The sequence below is a fragment of the Bacillus oleivorans genome, from assembly GCF_900207585.1.
GTDB lineage: Bacteria > Bacillota > Bacilli > Bacillales > JC228 > Bacillus_BF > Bacillus_BF oleivorans.
This window is the reverse complement of the sequence record NZ_OAOP01000001.1, coordinates 413,385-433,104: the sequence shown is the minus strand read 5'-3', so window position 1 is coordinate 433,104 and position 19,720 is coordinate 413,385. Positions and strand designations below refer to the sequence as shown.

The 19,720-nt window shown below is 35.6% G+C and carries 16 protein-coding genes and 1 pseudogene; 3 read left to right on the top strand and 14 right to left on the bottom strand.

Going from position 1 to position 19,720, the window contains the following annotated elements:
• Nucleotides 1-120 precede the first annotated feature (120 nt).
• A complete protein-coding gene (locus CRO56_RS02070; RefSeq protein WP_097156926.1) occupies nucleotides 121-1,278 on the bottom strand; it encodes a CdaR family transcriptional regulator in 1,158 nt (385 codons plus the stop codon).
• A gap of 786 nt (nucleotides 1,279-2,064) precedes the next feature.
• On the opposite strand from CRO56_RS02070, the gene CRO56_RS02065 reads away from it, so the two are divergent.
• Nucleotides 2,065-2,970: an endonuclease/exonuclease/phosphatase family protein gene (locus CRO56_RS02065; protein WP_097156925.1), complete on the top strand. Its 906-nt coding sequence runs from the start codon at nucleotides 2,065-2,067 to the stop codon at nucleotides 2,968-2,970.
• Nucleotides 2,971-3,102: 132 nt separating this feature from the next.
• On the opposite strand, the gene dacB is transcribed toward CRO56_RS02065, so the two are convergent.
• Together dacB and CRO56_RS02055 are read right to left on the bottom strand one after the other, a co-directional pair.
• Nucleotides 3,103-5,943 carry a D-alanyl-D-alanine carboxypeptidase/D-alanyl-D-alanine endopeptidase gene (gene dacB / locus CRO56_RS02060; RefSeq protein ID WP_097156924.1) on the bottom strand — a complete coding sequence of 947 codons (2,841 nt, stop codon included), beginning with the start codon at nucleotides 5,941-5,943 and terminating at the stop codon, nucleotides 3,103-3,105.
• A gap of 397 nt (nucleotides 5,944-6,340) precedes the next feature.
• Nucleotides 6,341-7,591, bottom strand: a complete 1,251-nt coding sequence (locus CRO56_RS02055) for a S8 family peptidase (protein ID WP_097156923.1) — start codon at nucleotides 7,589-7,591, stop codon at nucleotides 6,341-6,343.
• A gap of 477 nt (nucleotides 7,592-8,068) precedes the next feature.
• Here CRO56_RS02055 and CRO56_RS23160 point away from each other — a divergent pair.
• Both CRO56_RS23160 and CRO56_RS23365 read left to right on the top strand, forming a co-directional pair.
• A pseudogene (locus CRO56_RS23160) lies at nucleotides 8,069-8,760 on the top strand (nuclease-related domain-containing protein).
• Nucleotides 8,761-9,086: 326 nt separating this feature from the next.
• Entirely contained in the window at nucleotides 9,087-9,254 is a 168-nt protein-coding gene (locus tag CRO56_RS23365) for a competence protein ComK (protein WP_142305185.1), read from the top strand.
• Between the two features lie 184 nt (nucleotides 9,255-9,438).
• Here the strand turns inward: CRO56_RS23365 and CRO56_RS02045 are convergent, their stop codons facing one another.
• From CRO56_RS02045 to CRO56_RS01995, 11 genes are all read right to left on the bottom strand, one after another.
• Entirely contained in the window at nucleotides 9,439-9,882 is a 444-nt protein-coding gene (locus tag CRO56_RS02045) for a hypothetical protein (RefSeq protein WP_097156922.1), read from the bottom strand.
• Nucleotides 9,879-10,286, bottom strand: a complete 408-nt coding sequence (locus tag CRO56_RS02040; protein ID WP_097156921.1) for a hypothetical protein — start codon at nucleotides 10,284-10,286, stop codon at nucleotides 9,879-9,881. The genes CRO56_RS02045 and CRO56_RS02040 overlap by 4 nt, the downstream gene beginning before the upstream one ends.
• Nucleotides 10,283-10,891, bottom strand: coding sequence for a nucleotidyltransferase domain-containing protein (locus CRO56_RS02035; RefSeq protein WP_142305174.1), 609 nt, complete (start codon nucleotides 10,889-10,891; stop codon nucleotides 10,283-10,285). Before CRO56_RS02035 ends, CRO56_RS02040 begins: the two co-directional genes overlap by 4 nt.
• 704 nt (nucleotides 10,892-11,595) lie before the next feature.
• A complete protein-coding gene (locus tag CRO56_RS02030) occupies nucleotides 11,596-12,966 on the bottom strand; it encodes a UDP-glucose dehydrogenase family protein (RefSeq protein ID WP_097156919.1) in 1,371 nt (456 codons plus the stop codon).
• Between the two features lie 29 nt (nucleotides 12,967-12,995).
• The gene (rfbB, locus tag CRO56_RS02025; protein WP_097156918.1) at nucleotides 12,996-14,015 is read right to left on the bottom strand and encodes a dTDP-glucose 4,6-dehydratase; all 1,020 of its coding nucleotides are present in this window, start codon (nucleotides 14,013-14,015) and stop codon (nucleotides 12,996-12,998) included.
• 1 nt (nucleotide 14,016) lies between these two features.
• The gene (rfbD, locus tag CRO56_RS02020; RefSeq protein WP_097156917.1) at nucleotides 14,017-14,871 is read right to left on the bottom strand and encodes a dTDP-4-dehydrorhamnose reductase; all 855 of its coding nucleotides are present in this window, start codon (nucleotides 14,869-14,871) and stop codon (nucleotides 14,017-14,019) included.
• Complete coding sequence (gene rfbC, locus CRO56_RS02015; RefSeq protein ID WP_097156916.1) at nucleotides 14,868-15,434, bottom strand: dTDP-4-dehydrorhamnose 3,5-epimerase; 567 nt, start codon at nucleotides 15,432-15,434, stop codon at nucleotides 14,868-14,870. The genes rfbD and rfbC overlap by 4 nt, the downstream gene beginning before the upstream one ends.
• Before the next feature lie 18 nt (nucleotides 15,435-15,452).
• The gene (gene rfbA / locus CRO56_RS02010; RefSeq protein ID WP_097156915.1) at nucleotides 15,453-16,340 is read right to left on the bottom strand and encodes a glucose-1-phosphate thymidylyltransferase RfbA; all 888 of its coding nucleotides are present in this window, start codon (nucleotides 16,338-16,340) and stop codon (nucleotides 15,453-15,455) included.
• A gap of 232 nt (nucleotides 16,341-16,572) precedes the next feature.
• Nucleotides 16,573-17,118, bottom strand: a complete 546-nt coding sequence (locus CRO56_RS02005; protein ID WP_097156914.1) for a GNAT family N-acetyltransferase — start codon at nucleotides 17,116-17,118, stop codon at nucleotides 16,573-16,575.
• Entirely contained in the window at nucleotides 17,115-18,116 is a 1,002-nt protein-coding gene (locus tag CRO56_RS02000; protein ID WP_097156913.1) for a GNAT family N-acetyltransferase, read from the bottom strand. The genes CRO56_RS02005 and CRO56_RS02000 overlap by 4 nt, the downstream gene beginning before the upstream one ends.
• Nucleotides 18,117-18,283: 167 nt before the next feature.
• Complete coding sequence (locus CRO56_RS01995) at nucleotides 18,284-19,720, bottom strand: lipopolysaccharide biosynthesis protein (RefSeq protein ID WP_097156912.1); 1,437 nt, start codon at nucleotides 19,718-19,720, stop codon at nucleotides 18,284-18,286.

Genomic DNA, 19,720 nt, shown 5'->3' with positions numbered 1-19,720 from the left:
AGTTGGTGTTAATTTGGACATAGAATATTCCGTGTAGTTAAAAATTTATTACTTTTCAGAATTTTAATCTATGTTACCGAGACTAAAAGGTCAGAGGAAAATTTCAACTATTTTTGTTACTTATAACATGAATGTCTTATACGCGCCTTCAGATTTATAGATAAGAACCGCAAGATACAACACAACTAAATCCCTAGTATTTCTTGGATCGTAACCTGTTACTGTTTTAATTTTATTCAGCTTATACTGCAAGGTATTTTTGTGAAGAAACAGCTCATCAGCAGTCTTCATAATCGATCCGTTATTACGAAAATAGGTCGATAAGACTTCAATATATGAAGAAAGCTGTTCTTCATCCAAATATTTAAAGACCTTAAAAAGGTAATTATATTTTGCTTTTTCCGAAAGATCATTAACAACTAGCTCTAAATCTAAATCAAAAATTGAAACATAAAATCTTTTTTTATAAAGTAAAGAAACCATTAAAGATTTCTTTGCTTCTTCAAAGGATTGACGGATTCCTGCATCATCTCTACTTTCACTGCCTATCCCAAAGCAAATGGATAAATTGTATTCATGTTTGAGGTTTTCGTATATTTTTTTCACAAGTCCAATTAAGTCATTAGTTGTATTCATATTTAATATCATGATGTAATTTAATCCACTCTGAACAAGTAAGTTTTGTTGATCATAATCTATGTATCTATTAATAAAGTTATAGATATGATAATTGTTAACTGCAGTGTCAATCATTTTTCTTTTTTTCACTTGTTGAACTCTAGCAACTAGAGTTACTCTTGGAATATCTAATTTGACATTTAGAAGTTCAGAACGGATTCTGATAGTTTCTTTGTCTTCATCATTAATTCTAAATAAGACTTCTTCTATAAATTGCTTTTTGCTCTCCCTTTCAATCTTACTTTGCTCTTTGATAAAAGCTTCTTTTATAAGTATTTCCGTCATACTTTGAATGATTTTTCCGTATTTAGAGACTTCCTCTTCCTTACCGGTAATTCCAATAATTCCTACGATATTATCGTCAAAATAAACGGGTAGATTTATCCCCTTGCGAGTCCCGATAAATTGGTTTTCATCGGTAATCGCTACCATACCTTTTTTCTTTAGAACCACTTGCGCACCACCATGGAAATCACCAATTCTTTTTCTATCGGTACTTGCGATAATGATGCAATTCGGATCAATATAGTTAATATCTTGGTTTATAATCTCTTTCATTCTGTCTACAATTTCTTGTGCCAAATTCACCGGAACAATCATATTCTTTTCACACTCCTTATATCTAATGGTATTTTTATGGGAGTCTTTCTTATCAAATCTCTATAACTAAAGAATAAGGTATTACAAAAAAACCTAACCCTTCAGTAAAATAAATTTGAAATTTACCTCAATTGCCAATAATATTATTATTCTAACATCAGATTAATTCTTCGGTACACTAAATAAATCCCTTTCTTTACTTTTTAAATCCACCCCGTGGGCGCCTGTTGAGCAAGGCTATCATGTACGCCTCTCCATGTAAAACGCACGTCTTTAACTGGAAAAAGGTGTGTCATCCTTATCTAGCAAAAGTTGTTTCATCTTATTTAGCGGTCACAACAACAGGTTAAAGCACATAGAAAAGGGAATACTATAAAAAGAAGTAACCTTCTCCCGTACTTAATCGGCGGCTTGGTTACTTCTTTTGTTAGACCCGTTCTACTCTATCTCCATTTGAATTTCGACTGAAGGGTTGAATGAGCGTTTGTTTTCCTCCTGAATTGAACGTGAGTGTTCACTTTTTTTCCGATTTCGATAGTGAAACAGAAGAACCGTCCCTCTGTTTCTTAAAATATTGTAAAAATAACTAGGTAAAACTACCTGGAAATATTTACATATATTCATGTTTATCTAAGACGTTCATCATATTTTTGGCTCCTAAACCCTTGATTTAACAGGCTTTTTTTGTCCTTAAATTATCTTATAAAAGAGAATGATCTTTTTTTATATATCGTTTACTTTCACACATTATACTTACCCTGTAATCAAAAAACTAGGAGGGAAAGTATGTTGAGAAAACTATCAAATTCTGTTTTATTGGCGGCCGTGGTACTGATGATGGTATTTTCAGGTGTTGCAAATGTTCTGGCTGCTGAAATGTCTGGACAAGCATCCGAAACAAACTTAAAGGTGATGACTTTTAATTTAAGGTACGAAAATAACTCTGACCCATCCCCGCATACATGGGCGGAAAGAGTCCCTACGATCAAAAAGCTGATTCGAATGGAACAGCCAGATATCATTGGAACCCAAGAGGTTTTATATGGACAACTCCAGGATTTAGAAGAAACTTTACCCGGCTACGCTTGGATTGGATTAGGCCGGGAGGGTGGAAATAGAGGCGAATATTCAGCGATTTTTTATAATGAAACTCGTTTTACTCCATTAGAATATGACCATTTTTGGCTTTCCGATACGCCAGAGGTCATTGGCTCTAAAACGTGGGGAAATAACATTCCAAGGATGGTAACATGGGCTAAATTTGTTGATAACCAAAGCAATCAACAATTCTATGCAGTAAATACTCATTTTGATCATCAATCTGCCGAAGCACGAGAAAAGAGTGCAGAATTAATTGTAGAAAAAATTAAAGACTTTGACCCTGAATTACCCATTATCTTAACAGGAGATTTTAATACCAGCCCGGACAGCCTTCCACACCAAACCTTAACAAGCGATGGTGCATTTGTTGATTTATGGGAATCAGCTGAAACGAGAGTGAATGAAGAGCTTGGAACTTTCAACGGTTTCCGTGATCCAACAGGCGGCGGACCAGACAGACGAATTGACTGGATTCTTGCAAAAGGAAATGTGTCAGCAGAAACTATTGAAATTAACAACTACCAAAAAAATGGACAGTTCCCAAGCGATCATTATCCTGTCATTGCCGACATCACAATAGGCAATGAATAAACGGACAGAAAAAGAAAAGTCTTAGCCTGTGCGGGCTAAGACTTTTCTGTATAACAAACAAAGACCTTTCAGGAAACGAAGGGACGGTTCTTCATGCTTCATGAAATGAAGCACGAGAACCGTCCCTATGCTTTATTGCACCGCTAGTTTCTCCACAAAGTTTTCGATGAATTGTTTGCTTGGTGTTGGGCTGTAGCCGTTTAGGAGTAGTGAGTAGGCTAGCAGGTCGCCGTTTTGGGTTTGGATGTATCCGGAGATGCTCCGCATGTCTTCGCGGTGTTCTTGAATCCCGACTAGGCGTGTCCCGTCGATGGCTGGAAGCGAATCATAGAACACTTGGAATGTTGGTTTTTCGGTTTGGGCTGCTAACAAGCTGGCAAATTGTTCAGCGGAAATTTGTGTGTAAGTGGTCCAGCCGGAACCGTCCATCATGTCAAATTCCGTCGCAATCACTTTTTTCATCATGCTATGAACCGTATTGATACCGCCTGTAAAAGTTCCCTTGCCGCCGTTCAGGGTGCCGAGCGTGCGAGTAATCATTTCGGCTGTAAAGTTGTCATTATGGTGGTTCATGAACTTGACGATTTCCGATAGAGCGGCAGATTCATAGGTTTTCACTAAGTTGGCATCCGCCGGTTTCGCATCAGCCACCACTTTGCTGAGCGGGTGGACATTGACGCCCGCTGCCTGTAACTGCTGTTTCAGCACGTAGCCTGCATGTACATGCGGCGCTTCGAGGGTGACGTCTTTATAGCTTATCTCCGTTCCGGCAGGCAGCACGCCCGAAACTTTAATCGTATTTTCACTGCGGACTCTTTCGATCTTCAGCGTATTTTCCGCCTCGGCCTCACCGGTGACAGCGGTATTGATCATTTCGATTCCCTCAACGTTTGGCTCCACCGTTACCTTCACGTTCTTGCCGATTTTTCCAGGTTCAAAATGGACGCGGACGGTACCGCGATCCACGGCTAACGCGGTTATTTGCGCTTGGACCGGATTGCTTTCATTGTCCCATGTCCATCCCGGCGGGTAGACATCATTCGTAAAGAATGAATGATCGACGATGATGTTGCCTTTTACAAGGTGAATACCCAGCTTCTTGAGATCTTGCGCCATGCCTTCGAGAGTCGGCCCATTTAAAAATTGCTGTTTAGTGCTGGAACCAAGTGTTGGATCACCGTAGCCTTTAACGATGACATCACCATTTAATACCCCGTCCGTGATGTTCCCGGTCGTATACAGTTCGGTCTTGAACCGATAGTTTTGCCCAAGGTGATCCAGCGCACTGGCAGCAGTTAATAGTTTTACACTCGCACCAGGTGTCAGTAACGATTGCGGTTGGCTGGCGTACAGCACTTCCTTGTTTTTAGTAGAATATATCATTGCCCCTTTAATCAACCCTTTAAATGCCGCATCATCAAAAATCGGATCAAATTCCGCTGCCAATGGGTAGCTGCCTGATTCAGGCGTCGTCACTGGCGGGTTGGGCAGCTCTGGATATTGTGCCAAAGCAATCGCGATTTGGTTCTGTAACGTTGTGGCAAACGCACTCTTATAAATGCCATTACACATGATCGAAAATACAAAGGTTTGACCGTCTTTCGTGGTGACATAGCCGGCAAGCGAGTTGACACCGCTCATGCTGCCCGTTTTTGCCTTCACGTTGCCTTCCGCAGCTGTACCCTTCATCCGGTTTCGCAACGTTCCATCTACCCCGGCAATCGGCAAATAGGAAATAAAACGATCTCGTGCCGGGCTGTCATACATGCCATTCAGCAACTGAATATAAGCTTGTGGGGAGATGTGGTTCAAACGGGTAAGACCCGATCCGTCTTTTTGGATATAGTCTGCCTTTAATCCCAAATCGTTGACGAGAACATCCCGTATTACTTTAGCGCCCGCTTCAATTGACCCTTCACCCGCTTCCTTCGCACCAAGCAACTTGGTAAGCATTTCTGCGTAAAGGTTATTACTATCTTTCATCAGCGTTGTTAAAATCGCGTCCAGCTCCGGCGACTCCACGGTCCCGGCTAAACGGGCACCATCAACCAACGTGCCTTTCCGAATTGAAGAGTTATTGTTAAAGGTAATGCCTTGTTCTACCAGTAAATCGCGCATTACCGTGCCGGCAAATAGAGCCGGGTCATGAACCGTTCGCGTCGCGGTATACCCGCTGGCAGCATAATTTTTACCAATGGTTCCGCTAATAGCGATCTCATTTTTTCCAAGAGTTCTGTCGATTGTTAACGATGCTCTGTTTCCTTCAACGGTTTTGGCAGTGTTGACAACGGTAAAATAGTCCGGTGCCGGCTGAATGGTGACGACTGCCGATTCGCCCACTTCCTTGCCGGGACGTACATTTACACTGATGATGTTTTCATTTACGGACAAGGCGCTCAATTCCATGTTGTAATAATAGTTTTCATCATCCCACATCCAGTTTTCGCCCAGATGCTGGTCATCAAAATAACTTTCATCGACAAGGATGCTGCCATTGACTTTATGGATCCCCTGTTCTCCGAGGGCAGCAGCCAAGGTCCGTAATTTTTCAACCGTCAGTGTCGGGTCTCCATACCCTTTCAAGATGATATCGCCATTGAGCACCCCCGCACTGCTCACATTCCCCGTCGTATAGACTTCTGTTGGGATCGTCATGTCAGCCGGCCACTTGGTTGCGGCTACGGCAGTCACAAGCGACTTAAAAGTAGACGCAGGAACAAAGGTTTTGTCCGACTGATAAGAAGCAAGAACCTGATCATCCTCAAGCGAATACACCTCATACCCAACGGACATGCCTTCACTATGCGGATGGTTCTGCAGCTCTGCCACATAAGCATCCAACAGTTGACGAAGCTTCTCCTCCTCCGTTGTTGCTGGCTGAGATTCTCCCTGTGCGGTCACGGGCGATCCTAACGAAACCAACATAATGAACGTCAGTAACACCGCACCCCACTTTACCTTCCACCCTTTCATAAAATCTACCACTCCTTCCTCCCAATTAATCTTAAAATGAAATATTTCAACAATTTTCTGAAAATACCTGTAGATATTTCCAAATTGGGGAAAAAAGACCTATCAAACGCAGGTGAAACAGAGGGACGGTTCCTGTGTTTCAAAAAACGCAGGAACCGTCCCCTTGATTTTCTGAATTTAGTAAAGAGTAAATACCATTTTTCAAAGAGAAGGTAGGAGAATTATCGGAAATTTACAGAGGAGGATTTTGATACTGAGAGGGAACGGAGGTTGTTAGAGATTGAGCTTGGTAGGAGGGATGAGTGATAAAGAATTTATTCTGATTCTTCTGTTCTTACATCAAAATATAAAAAAGAAAGGCCCCCGCATAAGAGACCCCCTCCCCCATTCACATACCCTACTGCACCAACGGAAACCCAAACCCCGAAGCAATATCGTCCCCGGTTGCTGCATATTGGCCGCCGTTTATGTCATTCGCTCTCGCCCGATTTTGAAGTTCGGCGCGAAGTTGCGTGTTGGACAGGCTTGGATATTCAGCCCAGATTTTTGCAGCTAGACCGGAGATATGTGGCGTTGCCATGGAGGTACCGCTAATGGTATTGTAGCCTCCATCGTTCCAAGTCGATTCAATTGCACTTCCTGGCGCTGAGAGTTCCACATCTCCTTCCGTGATGACATAGTCCCCAGCTCCACCCGAAATTCCTCTTGAAGAAAAGTCCGAGACACGGTAATTTCCGTTCTCCTGTACATTTTCGAGTGCAGCTACTGCCACCGCATCGGCTAGACCACCCGGGTATCCAATCGTACCTGGATCTGGTCCACTATTTCCAGCAGCCGCCACCACTAAGGCGCCTTGGTTTGTTGCATACGTTACGGCATCAGCAATCAGGCTATCTTTCGAGCTTGATCCTAGTGACATGGAGATTACGACATTCACCCCTAAACGATTTCCTTCATCAGCAGCATGCTTAATGGCATTCGCAATATCATCTGAAAAACCAAACCCTAAGTCACCTAGTACTTTATATGACCAAAGTTTTGCTTCAGGAGCCACACCATAGATCCCTTGACCGTCAGCCCCGCCATTCGCTAAAACCGTTCCTGCCACATGTGTTCCATGCCCATTGATATCATTACAGCTACCATTTCTCATTGAAAAAAAGAACAAACTAAAATCCTTACATTGTTCGACATTTTCCACTAAATCAACATGGTCCGTATAGGTACCTGTATCTAATACAGCAACACGAATATTATCTCCTCCGCTTGTCACTTGAAGGTTAGCATCACCATAGATCGCTTCCATTCCCCATGGAGTCTGATCAGATGGTGTGGCAGTCCGGGTAGCTGCTGTACTTACTGTATCTAAATAAACTTTATTGACTAAAGAAACCTCAACATTTTTATTCTTCTTTAAAGCTTCAAATTCAGCTTCACTCACATTGGTGGTAAACCCTTTTTCTTTAAAATCCCAACGAACTCCGTACATAGCTTGAAGTTTCGCTTTTTCATTTGCATTCTTAAGTTGAATGAGAACACGTAATTCTTTTCCTTCACTTTCATCTGCCGAAACCTTTGCAGCAGCCCCTATAGAAAAGCAAGAAATCAAAAGAACGATCGAAAATAGCACACCGAAAAACTTCTTCAACCAAATCAACTCCCTTAAAGTGTAGTGAATGGTAAAACCTAGTGAAAGACTGATAGGTAACTAGATTTTAAGTGTAGGGACTACGGACGGGGATATTAGTACGAGGGAAACCACCTCCAGTAAGATTCTGAAAATCATTCCCATCGTAACATGAAGGGAGTTCCTCTTGTATTGGGAAATGGGAAGCTTTACAGGGGGTGTAAAGGGGATACAAATTCTTTGGTTTCCCAATGATATTCCCTTAGTCGAAGGTTTTCATGTTAACCGCACCTGCTCATGTGGTTAAATTTTCCACAATAAGCTACAATAATATCATCATATCTAACCAGTAAGGAGAAGATGATGTTATTATTCCTAAACTTTTTAAAAAAGAAAAAACTCGAGATCAAACCTCAACAAGTTAAAGGAAACATACAAAAACCAACAAAGACGAATGAACAGGTTGCTGCCAGAAAAGGTGAATTATGAGAATACAAGATTGATATACAACTGGATCAGCTACCAAAGGAATGTCGCTACTTAAGCGATCTCCTCGTGAAAAATCCAAAAACACAGTCAGGATATTCCCAAATTGACCATGTAGTTTTAACGCCATTTGGTATCTTTGTCATTGAAACTAAAACTATCAAGGAACTATTTATGGCGGGAAACATCGAAAAACATGGTCGGTCAATGGTAAATTTGAAATGATGAATCCTTTTCATCAGAACTACAGTCATATCCAAGCTCTAAAATCATTTATTGCTAACAAGTACCAGGATTTATTTATCTCCATGGTATCTTTTACGAAACGCTGCACATTTAAAGTAGACATTGAATACCGAAAAATAGTCTCCAATGAAATTATAGTATATGACATAGAGTTGTCAGAGTTTATTCACCGGAAGGTCTCTGTCTTAAAAATTCAACATAAAGAACCTCTCCTAAATGAAAATGACATCTCAACAATTTATAATGCCTTTTCAAATGCAAATATTACGGATTCAACGATTAGAGCAGAACATATACACGCAATAAAATCGAATACAACAGCAGAAAGGACTAATCCTCGTTCTACTTGTTCAATTTGTAAAAAGCCAGTTTCAGACAAAGTTAAGTCTTATTGTTTATCAAATAAAAAGTTTAATGGCAAAATCTATTGTTATGAACATCAAAAAGCGGTTTTTTGAAAAACAAGGTTATCAACAGCTTAAAGGAGACATATTGTACCATTTGCACAAAATTATTTAGAATTGCCGTTTCTCCTGTGATCGAGGAACCAGTGTCCGTTATTTCAGATTTTGTCACATATAACGGAACAGATTGCCTAAACGCAATGGGGTATCCCCTATCTGAGCAATAGTTTTGGGAGAGAATAATGAGGAATGAATCGGGAGGAGGAGCAGGAGTCTCTCACTCTTCTTCCTCTTTAACCATCTGGGGGTAAACCTTTTCAATAGATTCGGCAAAAAGTAAATAGGGAGATTTTAAATGAACACCGGCTGCTAGTCTGTAAATCGTATACAGAGAAGAACTTTTTCCCAACCATATCAAATCTATTAAGCCTTCAACCTTTAAAAGCAAATCCACTCAATCCATTATCACATTCAAAAACAGCCAGAAACTACTTTTAAATGAATCTACTTACGTCCTAGAAAAACAATTGCAAAGAACTTCGTATTGACAATGAGGATTTTGGGGGATATAGAAGTTGTTTAATGATAATTACTCTAGTGCAGGTATCACTCCTAAAATCATTTACTTAAATGAGCAATCACAGTTGCCAAATCAAACATGGAATTATTTTCTTTTAATTAGATGAAAAAAGTTTACTGACACCTTTTTGTCTATTATATCCAGATCAACTTTTATATAAAAAACAATAAAACCGAAGCACAAATTAATATTAAATATGGGAACCAAAACCTCCAACGTCTTAATCTAAATAACAGAAAGAAGTCTGTTGTAGTTGGAGTTGAAACATTCGTAGAGATCCCCTCATTAGGTAATATTAAATCATCACCTACTAGATAATCATTTATAGTTTTCTCTATTTCAATAGACCTGTCTATATATTTATATTGCAATTGCCTCATACCAGCTTCCAGAATAAAAAACATTAATATAATCAATATAGAAAATACATATATATTATTATCATTATTTTTATATCCATATGCTACTGTGGCAGCCCAAAATCCAATCCCCGTAGTTCTAATCTTCCAAGAATTTTCACTAAAGCCCTTAGATAAATTTTGGTACGTTTCCCATGCCTTTATTAGTATGTTAACTCTATTTTCATTCTCATTCATTCTAATAACCCCTTCAATGATTTTGCATGTTCATCATTGCTAAAATAACTGTGTTTTACCAATGCTAACGATAAATTTTTTAGTTCATTGTTTAAAAAAGTATTAAATGAGCTACTATGATCAATATAATCCTTTGAAAAGGCGGAATTGTATTCTCTTAAAATACTACCTAGTGATCTTAAAAGAATCTTATCTTCCTCATTTTGTAAAGAATCCAACTCATTATTAATCTTTTGTCTGATATTTAAAATACCATTTGGCTTGGATTCAAAGTAATATTGATAAATTTGCTCTATTAGCGAGTCCACAACTATTTTAATTTCTTTTCTGGAAATATTCTTTTTACCTTCGTTGATTCTTATATTTAATTCATATAGTTTTAAAATCATACTTGTATCTATCATAAATATAACTCCCTTACTTTACTTTGATAGTAAGTTATTATTTCAATTGCAGTTTCACTACAATCGTAATTCCATCTATTATTTACAATACCTCTCTCAAAATAATTATAAGCATCTATAAGTAATTGGTTGTATGATTTCTCAAAAATACAATTCATCGCATTTTCTTTATTAAAGACATATATTCTTTTATTAGCTAAATGGAATATCGAGAAATTTTTAACCAACGTATATAAATTTGAATAAAGAGATAAGTACTTGTTTCCAAATATTTTAATATTATTAATGATATTTATGTTTTCTACAATATTTTTAATTTCTTCTGTGAAATCTTGCTTTAATTTAAAGCAAGATTTATATTTCTCCCACATCTTTTTATCTCCCGCTAAGAGTATCCCCTCATATAATATATGATAAATAAAAAGGCTACCAGAGTTGAATAATTCGTTAAAAACATGATCATCATAGTCAATATAGTTAATAGGACCACTGGGCCATTTATCTTTTCTAGATATATTTTTTTTATATTTTATTCTACAGATATCAATATCACTTCCAGTGTTAAAGTCATTCCTTGCAACTGAACCTATTAGAACAACAAACATATTTTTCCTTCCTTTTATAAGTAATAGAAAGAATTTATATGCGAAGTTATATTTAAATCTTTTTATTATACTCCACATACCAATCCGCAAACTAATGTAGCTCTTCCTCGTCAAAGTTTTCGGCTTAAACCTTACACCTTCCAGCCATCGAAGCATAAGTGCAGGAACATCGACTCGAAGAATTTGTCAAAATGTACTTCTATTCCTAATGATTTACTTAATCCCTTCTTTAAAGTTTCGTAATTCCATTAGCTTCCCTGGTTGTTCCCAATGTTGTACATTGTGGAGAACTGATTAGTAAGTGGATTTCCTCTTTTATCTTTCATTTCCCTCTAATTGTCATAAGATATAAGTAAAATTGCTTTAGAGGTCATTTTTCCAAGTTACTTTTGATAAAGTTTTTATCGCCAATTATATTACTTTGAATATACACATTTGATTTTTATATTAAATAGTGAACGCCAGCTTGAGTAGTTAGGTTTTACAACAAATAAGCCTTATACTTATAAAGATTTTCATAACCATACCCTTTTTCTAAGATATCCCCCTTTAATAAAGGTAAACCTCTCATACGGCCCAAGTAACTCCAAACGTGAATATTTAAAATTACATCATATTACTCTACAACCTTGTTCTAATAATCTTCTAGGCAAGTAATAACAATAAATCCTGCTGGTACGGTATCAAGAAAAGTCTTACTTACGTCAGGAGGTTTGTAATTCAAGACTCTTCGGCTCTTTCGATTCTTGTCTAGTTGCAGGTCTTCTTCCAATAGAGTGATATTCCACTCCGGCTTTCTCCATATCATCTAAACTGTAAATATTTCTACCATCAAATACTAAAGGAGTTCTCATTAACTTCTTATATGTTTTAGGAGTTACTGCTTTGATTTCTCCCCATTCAGTAAAGATAAAGCAAACATTTGCACCTTCTAATGCTTCTTCAGCATTGTTTGCATACGTAATTGAACCTTTTCCACTTTTATCTTCTGGGTACACTTTAGCAAAATTAAAGGCTCCAACAGGGTCATATGCATATATATCTGCACCCTGCTCTAATAATAAAGGCACATTTTCCAGTGAAGCTGCTTCTCTTAAATCGTCTGTACCAGGCTTAAATGTCAAACCCAGTACTGCTACCTTAAGACCATTAAAGGTAATAAGTCTCTTGCTAGCCTTTTTATATAACATGGTTTTTTGCTCTTTATTTACATCAATAGCAGCTTTGACTGTTTTTAATTCATACCCATGTTGTCTAGCAATATATTCAAGTGCTTTCGTATCCTTAGGGAAACATGATCCACCAAACCCGATACCTGCATTTAAAAACTTGCTACCAATCCGTTCATCAAAACTCATCCCTTTTGCAACATCCTGAATATCTGCTCCAACTAGCTCACAAAGATTGGCAATGTCATTCATATATGAAATTTTAAGGGCAAGGAAATCATTTGAAGCATATTTAATCATTTCAGCTGATCTTCTATTAACTGAAACAATGGGCAGATGAAATGGCTCATATATTTTCATAAGCATTTCTTCTGCCCATTTACTTTCAGTACCAATTATTATTCTTTCCGCGTGTAGTGTATCATGTACAGCAGAACCTTGAGCCAAGAACTCAGGATTCGAAGCTACCTCTACTCTCACATCATTGACTAAGAAGTCTTGTATAAACTGCTCCACCTTATCATTTGTTCCAACCGGAACAGTTGATTTTACAACAACTAGACAATCTTTTTCTACTGATTCTGCAATTTGTCTAGCAACAGTTGCAATATATGATAGATTCGCAGATCCATCAGGTTGTTCCGGAGTACCAACACCAATAAATATTGCATCTGCATCCTTGTAGGCTGACTTATAATCTGTAGTATAATCAATTCTTCCAGCTGCATAATTCTTCTGCATTAACTCTTCTAATCCAGCTTCATAAATGGGTGAAACTCCAGACTTCAATAACCTCACTTTACCTTCATCTATATCAACACAGGTTACTTGATGGCCAACTTCGGCAAAGCATACACCTGCTACTAAACCAACATAACCTGTTCCTGCTACAGCTATTTTATACATCTCCCCATTCCTTCCTCACATAGTGGAGCTTATATACTGTATTGTTTTTCAAAGTAATTCTGATACTCTCCACTAATAATTTGATCCCACCATTCTTTGTTATCGAGATACCATTGAATAGTTTGGGCAATTCCTGTTTCAAAATTATACTTAGGTTTCCAGCCTAAATTTTCTAGTTTAGTAGGGTCAATTGCATAACGCTTATCATGTCCTAAACGATCCTTAACGAACTCAATTAATTCCTCTGATTTACCTAGCGTTTTAATTACCGTCTTAACAACCTCTAAATTTGTTCGTTCATTATGACCACCAACATTGTATACTTCTCCATTTACACCTTCATGCATAACCAAATCAATAGCTGCACAATGATCAATTACGTGTAACCAATCACGAATGTTTCGCCCATCACCGTATACTGGCACCTTTTGGTCATTTATGACACGAGAAATTGTTAAAGGAATTAATTTTTCTGGGAAGTGATATGGTCCATAATTATTAGAGCAACGGGTAATGTTTACAGGTAATCCATATGTTTCGTGATATGCCCTAACTAATAAATCAGATGATGCCTTACTCGCACTATAAGGACTATTTGGTTGTAAAGGTGTTTTTTCTGTAAAAAATGTAGTTGGATCAAAATCTAAATCACCATAAACCTCATCAGTTGATACATGAACAAACTTGGAAACTCCTATCTCTTTTGATGCATCCAATAAAACCTGAGTTCCTAGAACATTTGTTTTAACAAAAATTCCCGGATCTGATATAGAACGATCAACATGACTCTCGGCAGCAAAGTGAACCACATAATCAAATTTTTCTTTCTCAAAAATTGTCATTATTGTTTCTCTGTCGGCAATATCAGCTTTAATAAAGTGATAATTTTCATTTTCTTTATAACTATGGTGTTTTGTTATATCTCCTGCATAAGTTAGTAAATCCAAATTAAAAATATAATAATCGGAATATTTATCTAACATATATTGAACAAAATTACCACCTATAAAACCTGCCCCACCAGTAACAAGAACTTTATTCTTTTTCAATTTATTCCACCTCTTGTGTTAGCTCAGTTAAGTAATCTTTTATTGCATCTTGCCATTTCGGCAACGGCTTAAACCCGTTATCAATTAATTTTTGTTTTGACATTCGAGAATTGGCTGGACGAACAGCACGAGTAGGATATTCTGCTGTTGTTATGGGATTTACTCTTGTACTTTTACTTGATTGTCTAAATATTTCCATAGCAAATTCAGCCCAACTACAGATTCCTTCATTTGTCGCATGATACAAACCATATTTATCACTATGGACAATGTCTAATAACAGACTAGCTAGGTGAAAAGTGTAAGTTGGAGAACCATATTGATCATTGACGATATTTAATTGATCATTACTCTCAGAAAGACGTAGCATTGTTTTAATAAAGTTTTGGCCATTGATGCCAAACACCCAAGAAATTCGTACAATAAACCAATTTTTAAGTAACTCTTGTACTATCTTTTCACCTTCATATTTAGTTCTGCCATAATAACTAATTGGATTAGGAATATCCGTTTCAAAAAATGGCTTTTCCCCTTTCCCATCAAACACATAATCCGTACTAATATACAAAAACTTAGCATTATTTGATCTTGCGGCCTCTACTAAATTTCTCGTACCTTGTACATTAACATCCCAACACAATTCTTTTTCTTCCTCTGCTTTATCTACGGCTGTATAAGCTGCACAATGTATAATTGCATCTGGATTTATTTTATTTACAAAATCACGTACATTATCTTCACTTGTGATATCTAAATCACTTCTATTCGCCCCAATTATTTCTAAATCACGATTTAAGCCTTCTCTAACAACATCATACCCAAGCTGTCCACCATATCCTGTTACTAGTATTTTCATATACTCTCACCGAATTTAAAGTTGTTGTCTGCATTTTTAAGTAAAGGAGCTTTCTCATCTTTCCCAGATAATATAGGCGCTACATTTAAAGGCCATTCTATTCCAATTTTGGGATCATTCCACAGAATACTACGGTCGTATTCTGGAAAATAAAATTCATCAACTTTGTATTGTACCTCTGTATTAGACTCAATAGTGCAGAAACCATGAGCAAACCCTTTTGGAACAAGCAATTGTCTTTTGTTCTTCTCATTTAAAATGACTCCGACCCATTGACCGAATGTTGGGGACCCAATTCGTATATCCACCGCAACATCATACACAGCACCACGTGTTACTCGAATTAACTTAGTCTGTGCTTTAGGTGCTAATTGATAATGCAAGCCTCTTAGTGTCCCTGTTTGTACAGATAATGAATGATTATCCTGAATAAAATTATAATTTAAACCTGCGTTTTCAAAATTTTTTTTATTATAACTTTCCATAAAAAAGCCTCGATGATCTTCAAAAACGTTCGGTTCAATTATAATTACACCTGATAATTTTGTCTCAATAAAATTCATAAACATCACCCACTTTTATTAAATTGACTGTAGGGCTTTTGACTGATCAGCAATTTTTAATAGATATTTTCCATATTCATTCTTCTTCAATGGCTTAGCAAGCTTAACTAATTGTTCTGTTGAAATGTATCCCATTCTGTAAGCAATTTCCTCGAGACACGCTACTTTTAAACTCTGACGTTTTTCAATTGTTTCAATAAATTGAGAAGCCTCTAACAACGATTCATGGGTACCTGTATCAAGCCAGGCAAAGCCCCTACCAAGTAATTCAACATTAAGTTCTCCTAATTCAAGGTAAGCTTTATTTACATCTGTAATCTCAAGTTCACCCCTTGCTGATGGTCGGATACCCTTGGCAATATCTACTACCCTATTATCATAGAAATACAATCCTGTAACAGCATAATTAGATTTTGGCTTTTCTGGCTTTTCTTCAATAGATACAACTTTACCTTCATTGTTAAAATCAACCACACCAAACCGTTCAGGATCATTTACATAATAACCAAATACTGTTGCACCTTTTTGAAGATTTGAGGCTTTAAGTAACAGGTCTGTCAAACCATGACCATAAAAAATATTGTCACCTAAAACTAAGGCAACACTGTCATTTCCAATAAAATTCTCTCCAATAATAAATGCTTGAGCTAGTCCATCAGGTGATGGTTGTACTTCATACGATAAAGATATACCAATATCAGATCCATCCCCTAATAACTCTTCAAACCTTGAAACGTCCTGTGGAGTTGAAATGATAAGTATGTCTTTAATACCTGCTAACATAAGAATAGAAAGAGGATAGTAAATCATTGGCTTATCGTAAATTGGTAATAACTGTTTCGAAATTGTTTTGGTTAAAGGATAAAGACGTGTACCACTACCACCAGCAAGAATAATACCTTTCAAAAAAACCCTCCTATATAACTGATTATTAACTATTTTATAATAACCCTTGCATACTAAAACTTTAAAACTAATCACTGAATTATGTGTTAAATTTAAAAAGAGCCAGTATCAAGGCACTGGCCCTTTTAGTTATCAAACACTTGTTCACTTATACTTAGGAAGATTCCCTAAAACCGATTTCTATATCCTTTTAATAAAACTATGATATCTTCAAACCATTCTTCAAAAAAAATTACGCTTTTTTATTAAAAATACTATAATTTAGAACATCGGTATATCCATCATCTAATAACTCATCTTCTTTGCTAATACCTTCTAATACAAAACCACACTTTTCTGCAATTTTAATAGAAGCCTTATTTTCCACACTAATTTTTAACATTGCTTTATTTAGACCGTAATAATTGAAAACAATATCAAGTACTTTTAAAGTACACTTTGTTGCAATTCCTCTTCCTAGATATTCTTTATCAACCCAATACATTATTTCGGTTTTTCTATTTTGCCAGTCAATGTACTTTGGTCCAATAATACCTATCAAAATATCTTTATAAAATATACCAGTTCTAAAGCCATTATTTTGTAGTAGTTGATTTAAAAATAAATCAATAACTTTTTCACTATCTTCAACACTGTTATTCTCTTTTATTCTAGGCATAAATGTTACTAAATGTTGATCATTTTTTTTAATCAACTCGAAAAATTTAATACTATCTTGTTTTAGAAGTAACTTTAATTTCAAGTTTTCGTCTACGTCAATGTAAAAAATAATAATCACCTCAACTTTCTCTTATATACCGGTAATAATATTGATCCCCCACCGAAACCAGACTTATAATTATATAAACCCAAGTTTAAATCGCGTCCGCCATTTTCAGTGCTTGCACCAAAACTAAAATAGCCAAATCCTTCACTAATTGCTTCTTTAACTAGAGTATGAATTAAAAAAAGGTTAGGATATTCTTGTCTAAGTTCATAATTTAAATCTAAATATTGTGTATGGAAAACATTTTTAAACTTGAAAGCGAGAGCAAATGCCCCATATTGACCATCTTTTCTATAAGTAGCATATGGTACTATATTCTCTTTAAATTTGTCATGCAAGTCAACTATCTGATTATAAGTGTGGGTTGTATTAGTCTCAAATTTAGTACGTATATTCCGTTCCATATTAGTCCATATATTTTCATCAATATTGTTAAGTCTAGTGAAAGTATAGTTACTTTCTTTTATTGATTTTTTCACTTGATTTCGTCTCTTTTGATTATATAATTTAAGAAAATCATTTTCTTCTTTATATTTTTTTAAATCTATTACATTTGATAATGCAGTAAAACCAAATCTAAATCCTATTTTTAATAAAAGATATTCCACTTCCTGATAAGGTTGAGTGGAATAATGATTGGGCTGAATCTTTAATTCCATATATTTATATTTTTTATCATAATAAGAAAGAATTAATTCTAATATTTGTTCCATTTCTTCAAAATTTCTTTTCCCATTAAAAATAGGACCTGAAAATGTTGTTCCAGGATGAGAAATGATCGTATTGTCATCATTTTTTTTAATTGCAGCCATCATTACACTTTTTATTACACCAGAGCTAACATCCTTCACTATTACAGAATCATCATTAAACCATGATTCGTTATGATATGAAAGATATTTTATAGTATTTATAAATTCACCATTACTATTAGAATCCATTATAAATTTATCAACTTTAACTTTATCTTTCTCCTCTACCTCATTTAGAGATATAACTTGTAAAACCATAAAGCATCTCGTCTCCCTTTTATAAAAGGTTTTAACAAAAATAAAATACTTAAAATTATTTTTTATCTAGATTTAAATTCGATAATTAGCCATTTTTCTAATATCCTCACCTGAAGAATATTTTGCATGACATATTCCTTAAAATTTTCATTTATAAATAAAAAAGATTATTTATCCATAACTTTTTTTGGTTTTTTTAATACATTCATTAATAATTTTACGTCCTTAATATAGATGCTTGAAATCAAACAGATACTTAATAAAACGTAAATGTTTGTAGATCGTGTATCGAATAGAAATAAATTGATAATTGTTAAAGTTAATAAAATACTCATTACGATAAATTTCAAACTAACCTTTAACAACTTTAATTTAATATCTATTATAACAACTATTAATAGAGAAACAGCATAACCAACTAATGTTGCTAACGCACTACCTTTTATCCCGTACTGCTGTATTAGAATATAGTTAAGTAACAAATTAACAGCTACTCCTAAAATTAAACTAATGGTAATTATATAGCTTTTCTTAATAACTAAAAATTGATTTCCTGCTGTTTGAAATAACATTAATAATAACGGTGATAAAAACAAATAGGGGAACACACTTACACCTTTTTCATAAGGGCCACTAAAAAGAATTTCAAATATTATATCATCAAAAAGTGTAGCTATTAAAAACGCTAAAAATGAAATTATTCCTAAATATTCAAATACCTTTGAAGTTAATTCAACCTGGTCTTTATCTTTCATTGTTGAGAAAGCAAAGTACTGCCAACCACCTGCAAAAGCAGTATAAATAAACTGACTAACCGAAGCTACTCTAGCACCTATAGAGTATATACCAACTTGTCCAAGGTCAAGTAAATTAGTTATCATAATTTTATCCATTGACCGATAAACCCAGTAAGCTAAAAATGTAGGCAATAGCGGCAAACCGATCTTAAACAAATTTTTAGCTACAGCCGAATTATACTTTCTAATATCAAAATATTTTTTATTAATTATAATAAAAAATACTAGAAGAAAAAAAGTAGCTAATATATTGCCGTATAACAAGCCCTTGTACCCATATCCCCAAAAAATTAACCCAATTGCTAATACGTAATATATCACTGAGTAAGACAAACCTGAAATGAGATATATTTTCCTTTTATTATGCATTCTTGTGGGTGCAGCGAATATACTTTGGTTTGCAGTAATAAATATCCCTATCGCTGCCATAATTACTATAGGGCTACTTTTTGTATCGCCTAAAAAAAATTGCGAAAATTGTTTATTAAATATCAATAATATAAAGAAAACAATTACCGATGCAATTAATACAATCGTTAATGCTGTTGATGTTACTTGTTCTTTATATTCTTTACTTTCCTTTTCGAAGTATTCTCTATATAGGGCATCATACATTCCAAGTATCGCAAAACTTGACCCAAAACTTATTATAGTAATGAACATGTCAAATCGTCCATACTCTGCAGTATCTGTTAATAATCTTGTGATTATTGGAAGCATTAGTAATGGAACTACTTTATTAAGTGCATTAATTCCACCATACAATAAAAAATTTTCTATAAATAGCTTGGCACGATTTTGTGACAT

Bases quoted from the DNA above. Each gene is read 5' to 3' on its own strand.
- CRO56_RS02070 (WP_097156926.1), bottom strand. From the start codon at position 1,278: ATGATTGTTCCGGTGAATTTGGCACAAGAAATTGTAGACAGAATGAAA.
- CRO56_RS02065 (WP_097156925.1), top strand. From the start codon at position 2,065: ATGTTGAGAAAACTATCAAATTCTGTTTTATTGGCGGCCGTGGTACTG.
- dacB (WP_097156924.1), bottom strand. From the start codon at position 5,943: ATGAAAGGGTGGAAGGTAAAGTGGGGTGCGGTGTTACTGACGTTCATT.
- CRO56_RS02045 (WP_097156922.1), bottom strand. From the start codon at position 9,882: ATGAATGAGAATGAAAATAGAGTTAACATACTAATAAAGGCATGGGAA.
- CRO56_RS02040 (WP_097156921.1), bottom strand. From the start codon at position 10,286: ATGATAGATACAAGTATGATTTTAAAACTATATGAATTAAATATAAGA.
- CRO56_RS02035 (WP_142305174.1), bottom strand. From the start codon at position 10,891: ATGTTTGTTGTTCTAATAGGTTCAGTTGCAAGGAATGACTTTAACACT.
- CRO56_RS02030 (WP_097156919.1), bottom strand. From the start codon at position 12,966: ATGTATAAAATAGCTGTAGCAGGAACAGGTTATGTTGGTTTAGTAGCA.
- rfbD (WP_097156917.1), bottom strand. From the start codon at position 14,871: ATGAAAATACTAGTAACAGGATATGGTGGACAGCTTGGGTATGATGTT.
- rfbC (WP_097156916.1), bottom strand. From the start codon at position 15,434: ATGAATTTTATTGAGACAAAATTATCAGGTGTAATTATAATTGAACCG.
- CRO56_RS02000 (WP_097156913.1), bottom strand. From the start codon at position 18,116: ATGGTTTTACAAGTTATATCTCTAAATGAGGTAGAGGAGAAAGATAAA.
- CRO56_RS01995 (WP_097156912.1), bottom strand. From the start codon at position 19,720: ATGTCACAAAATCGTGCCAAGCTATTTATAGAAAATTTTTTATTGTAT.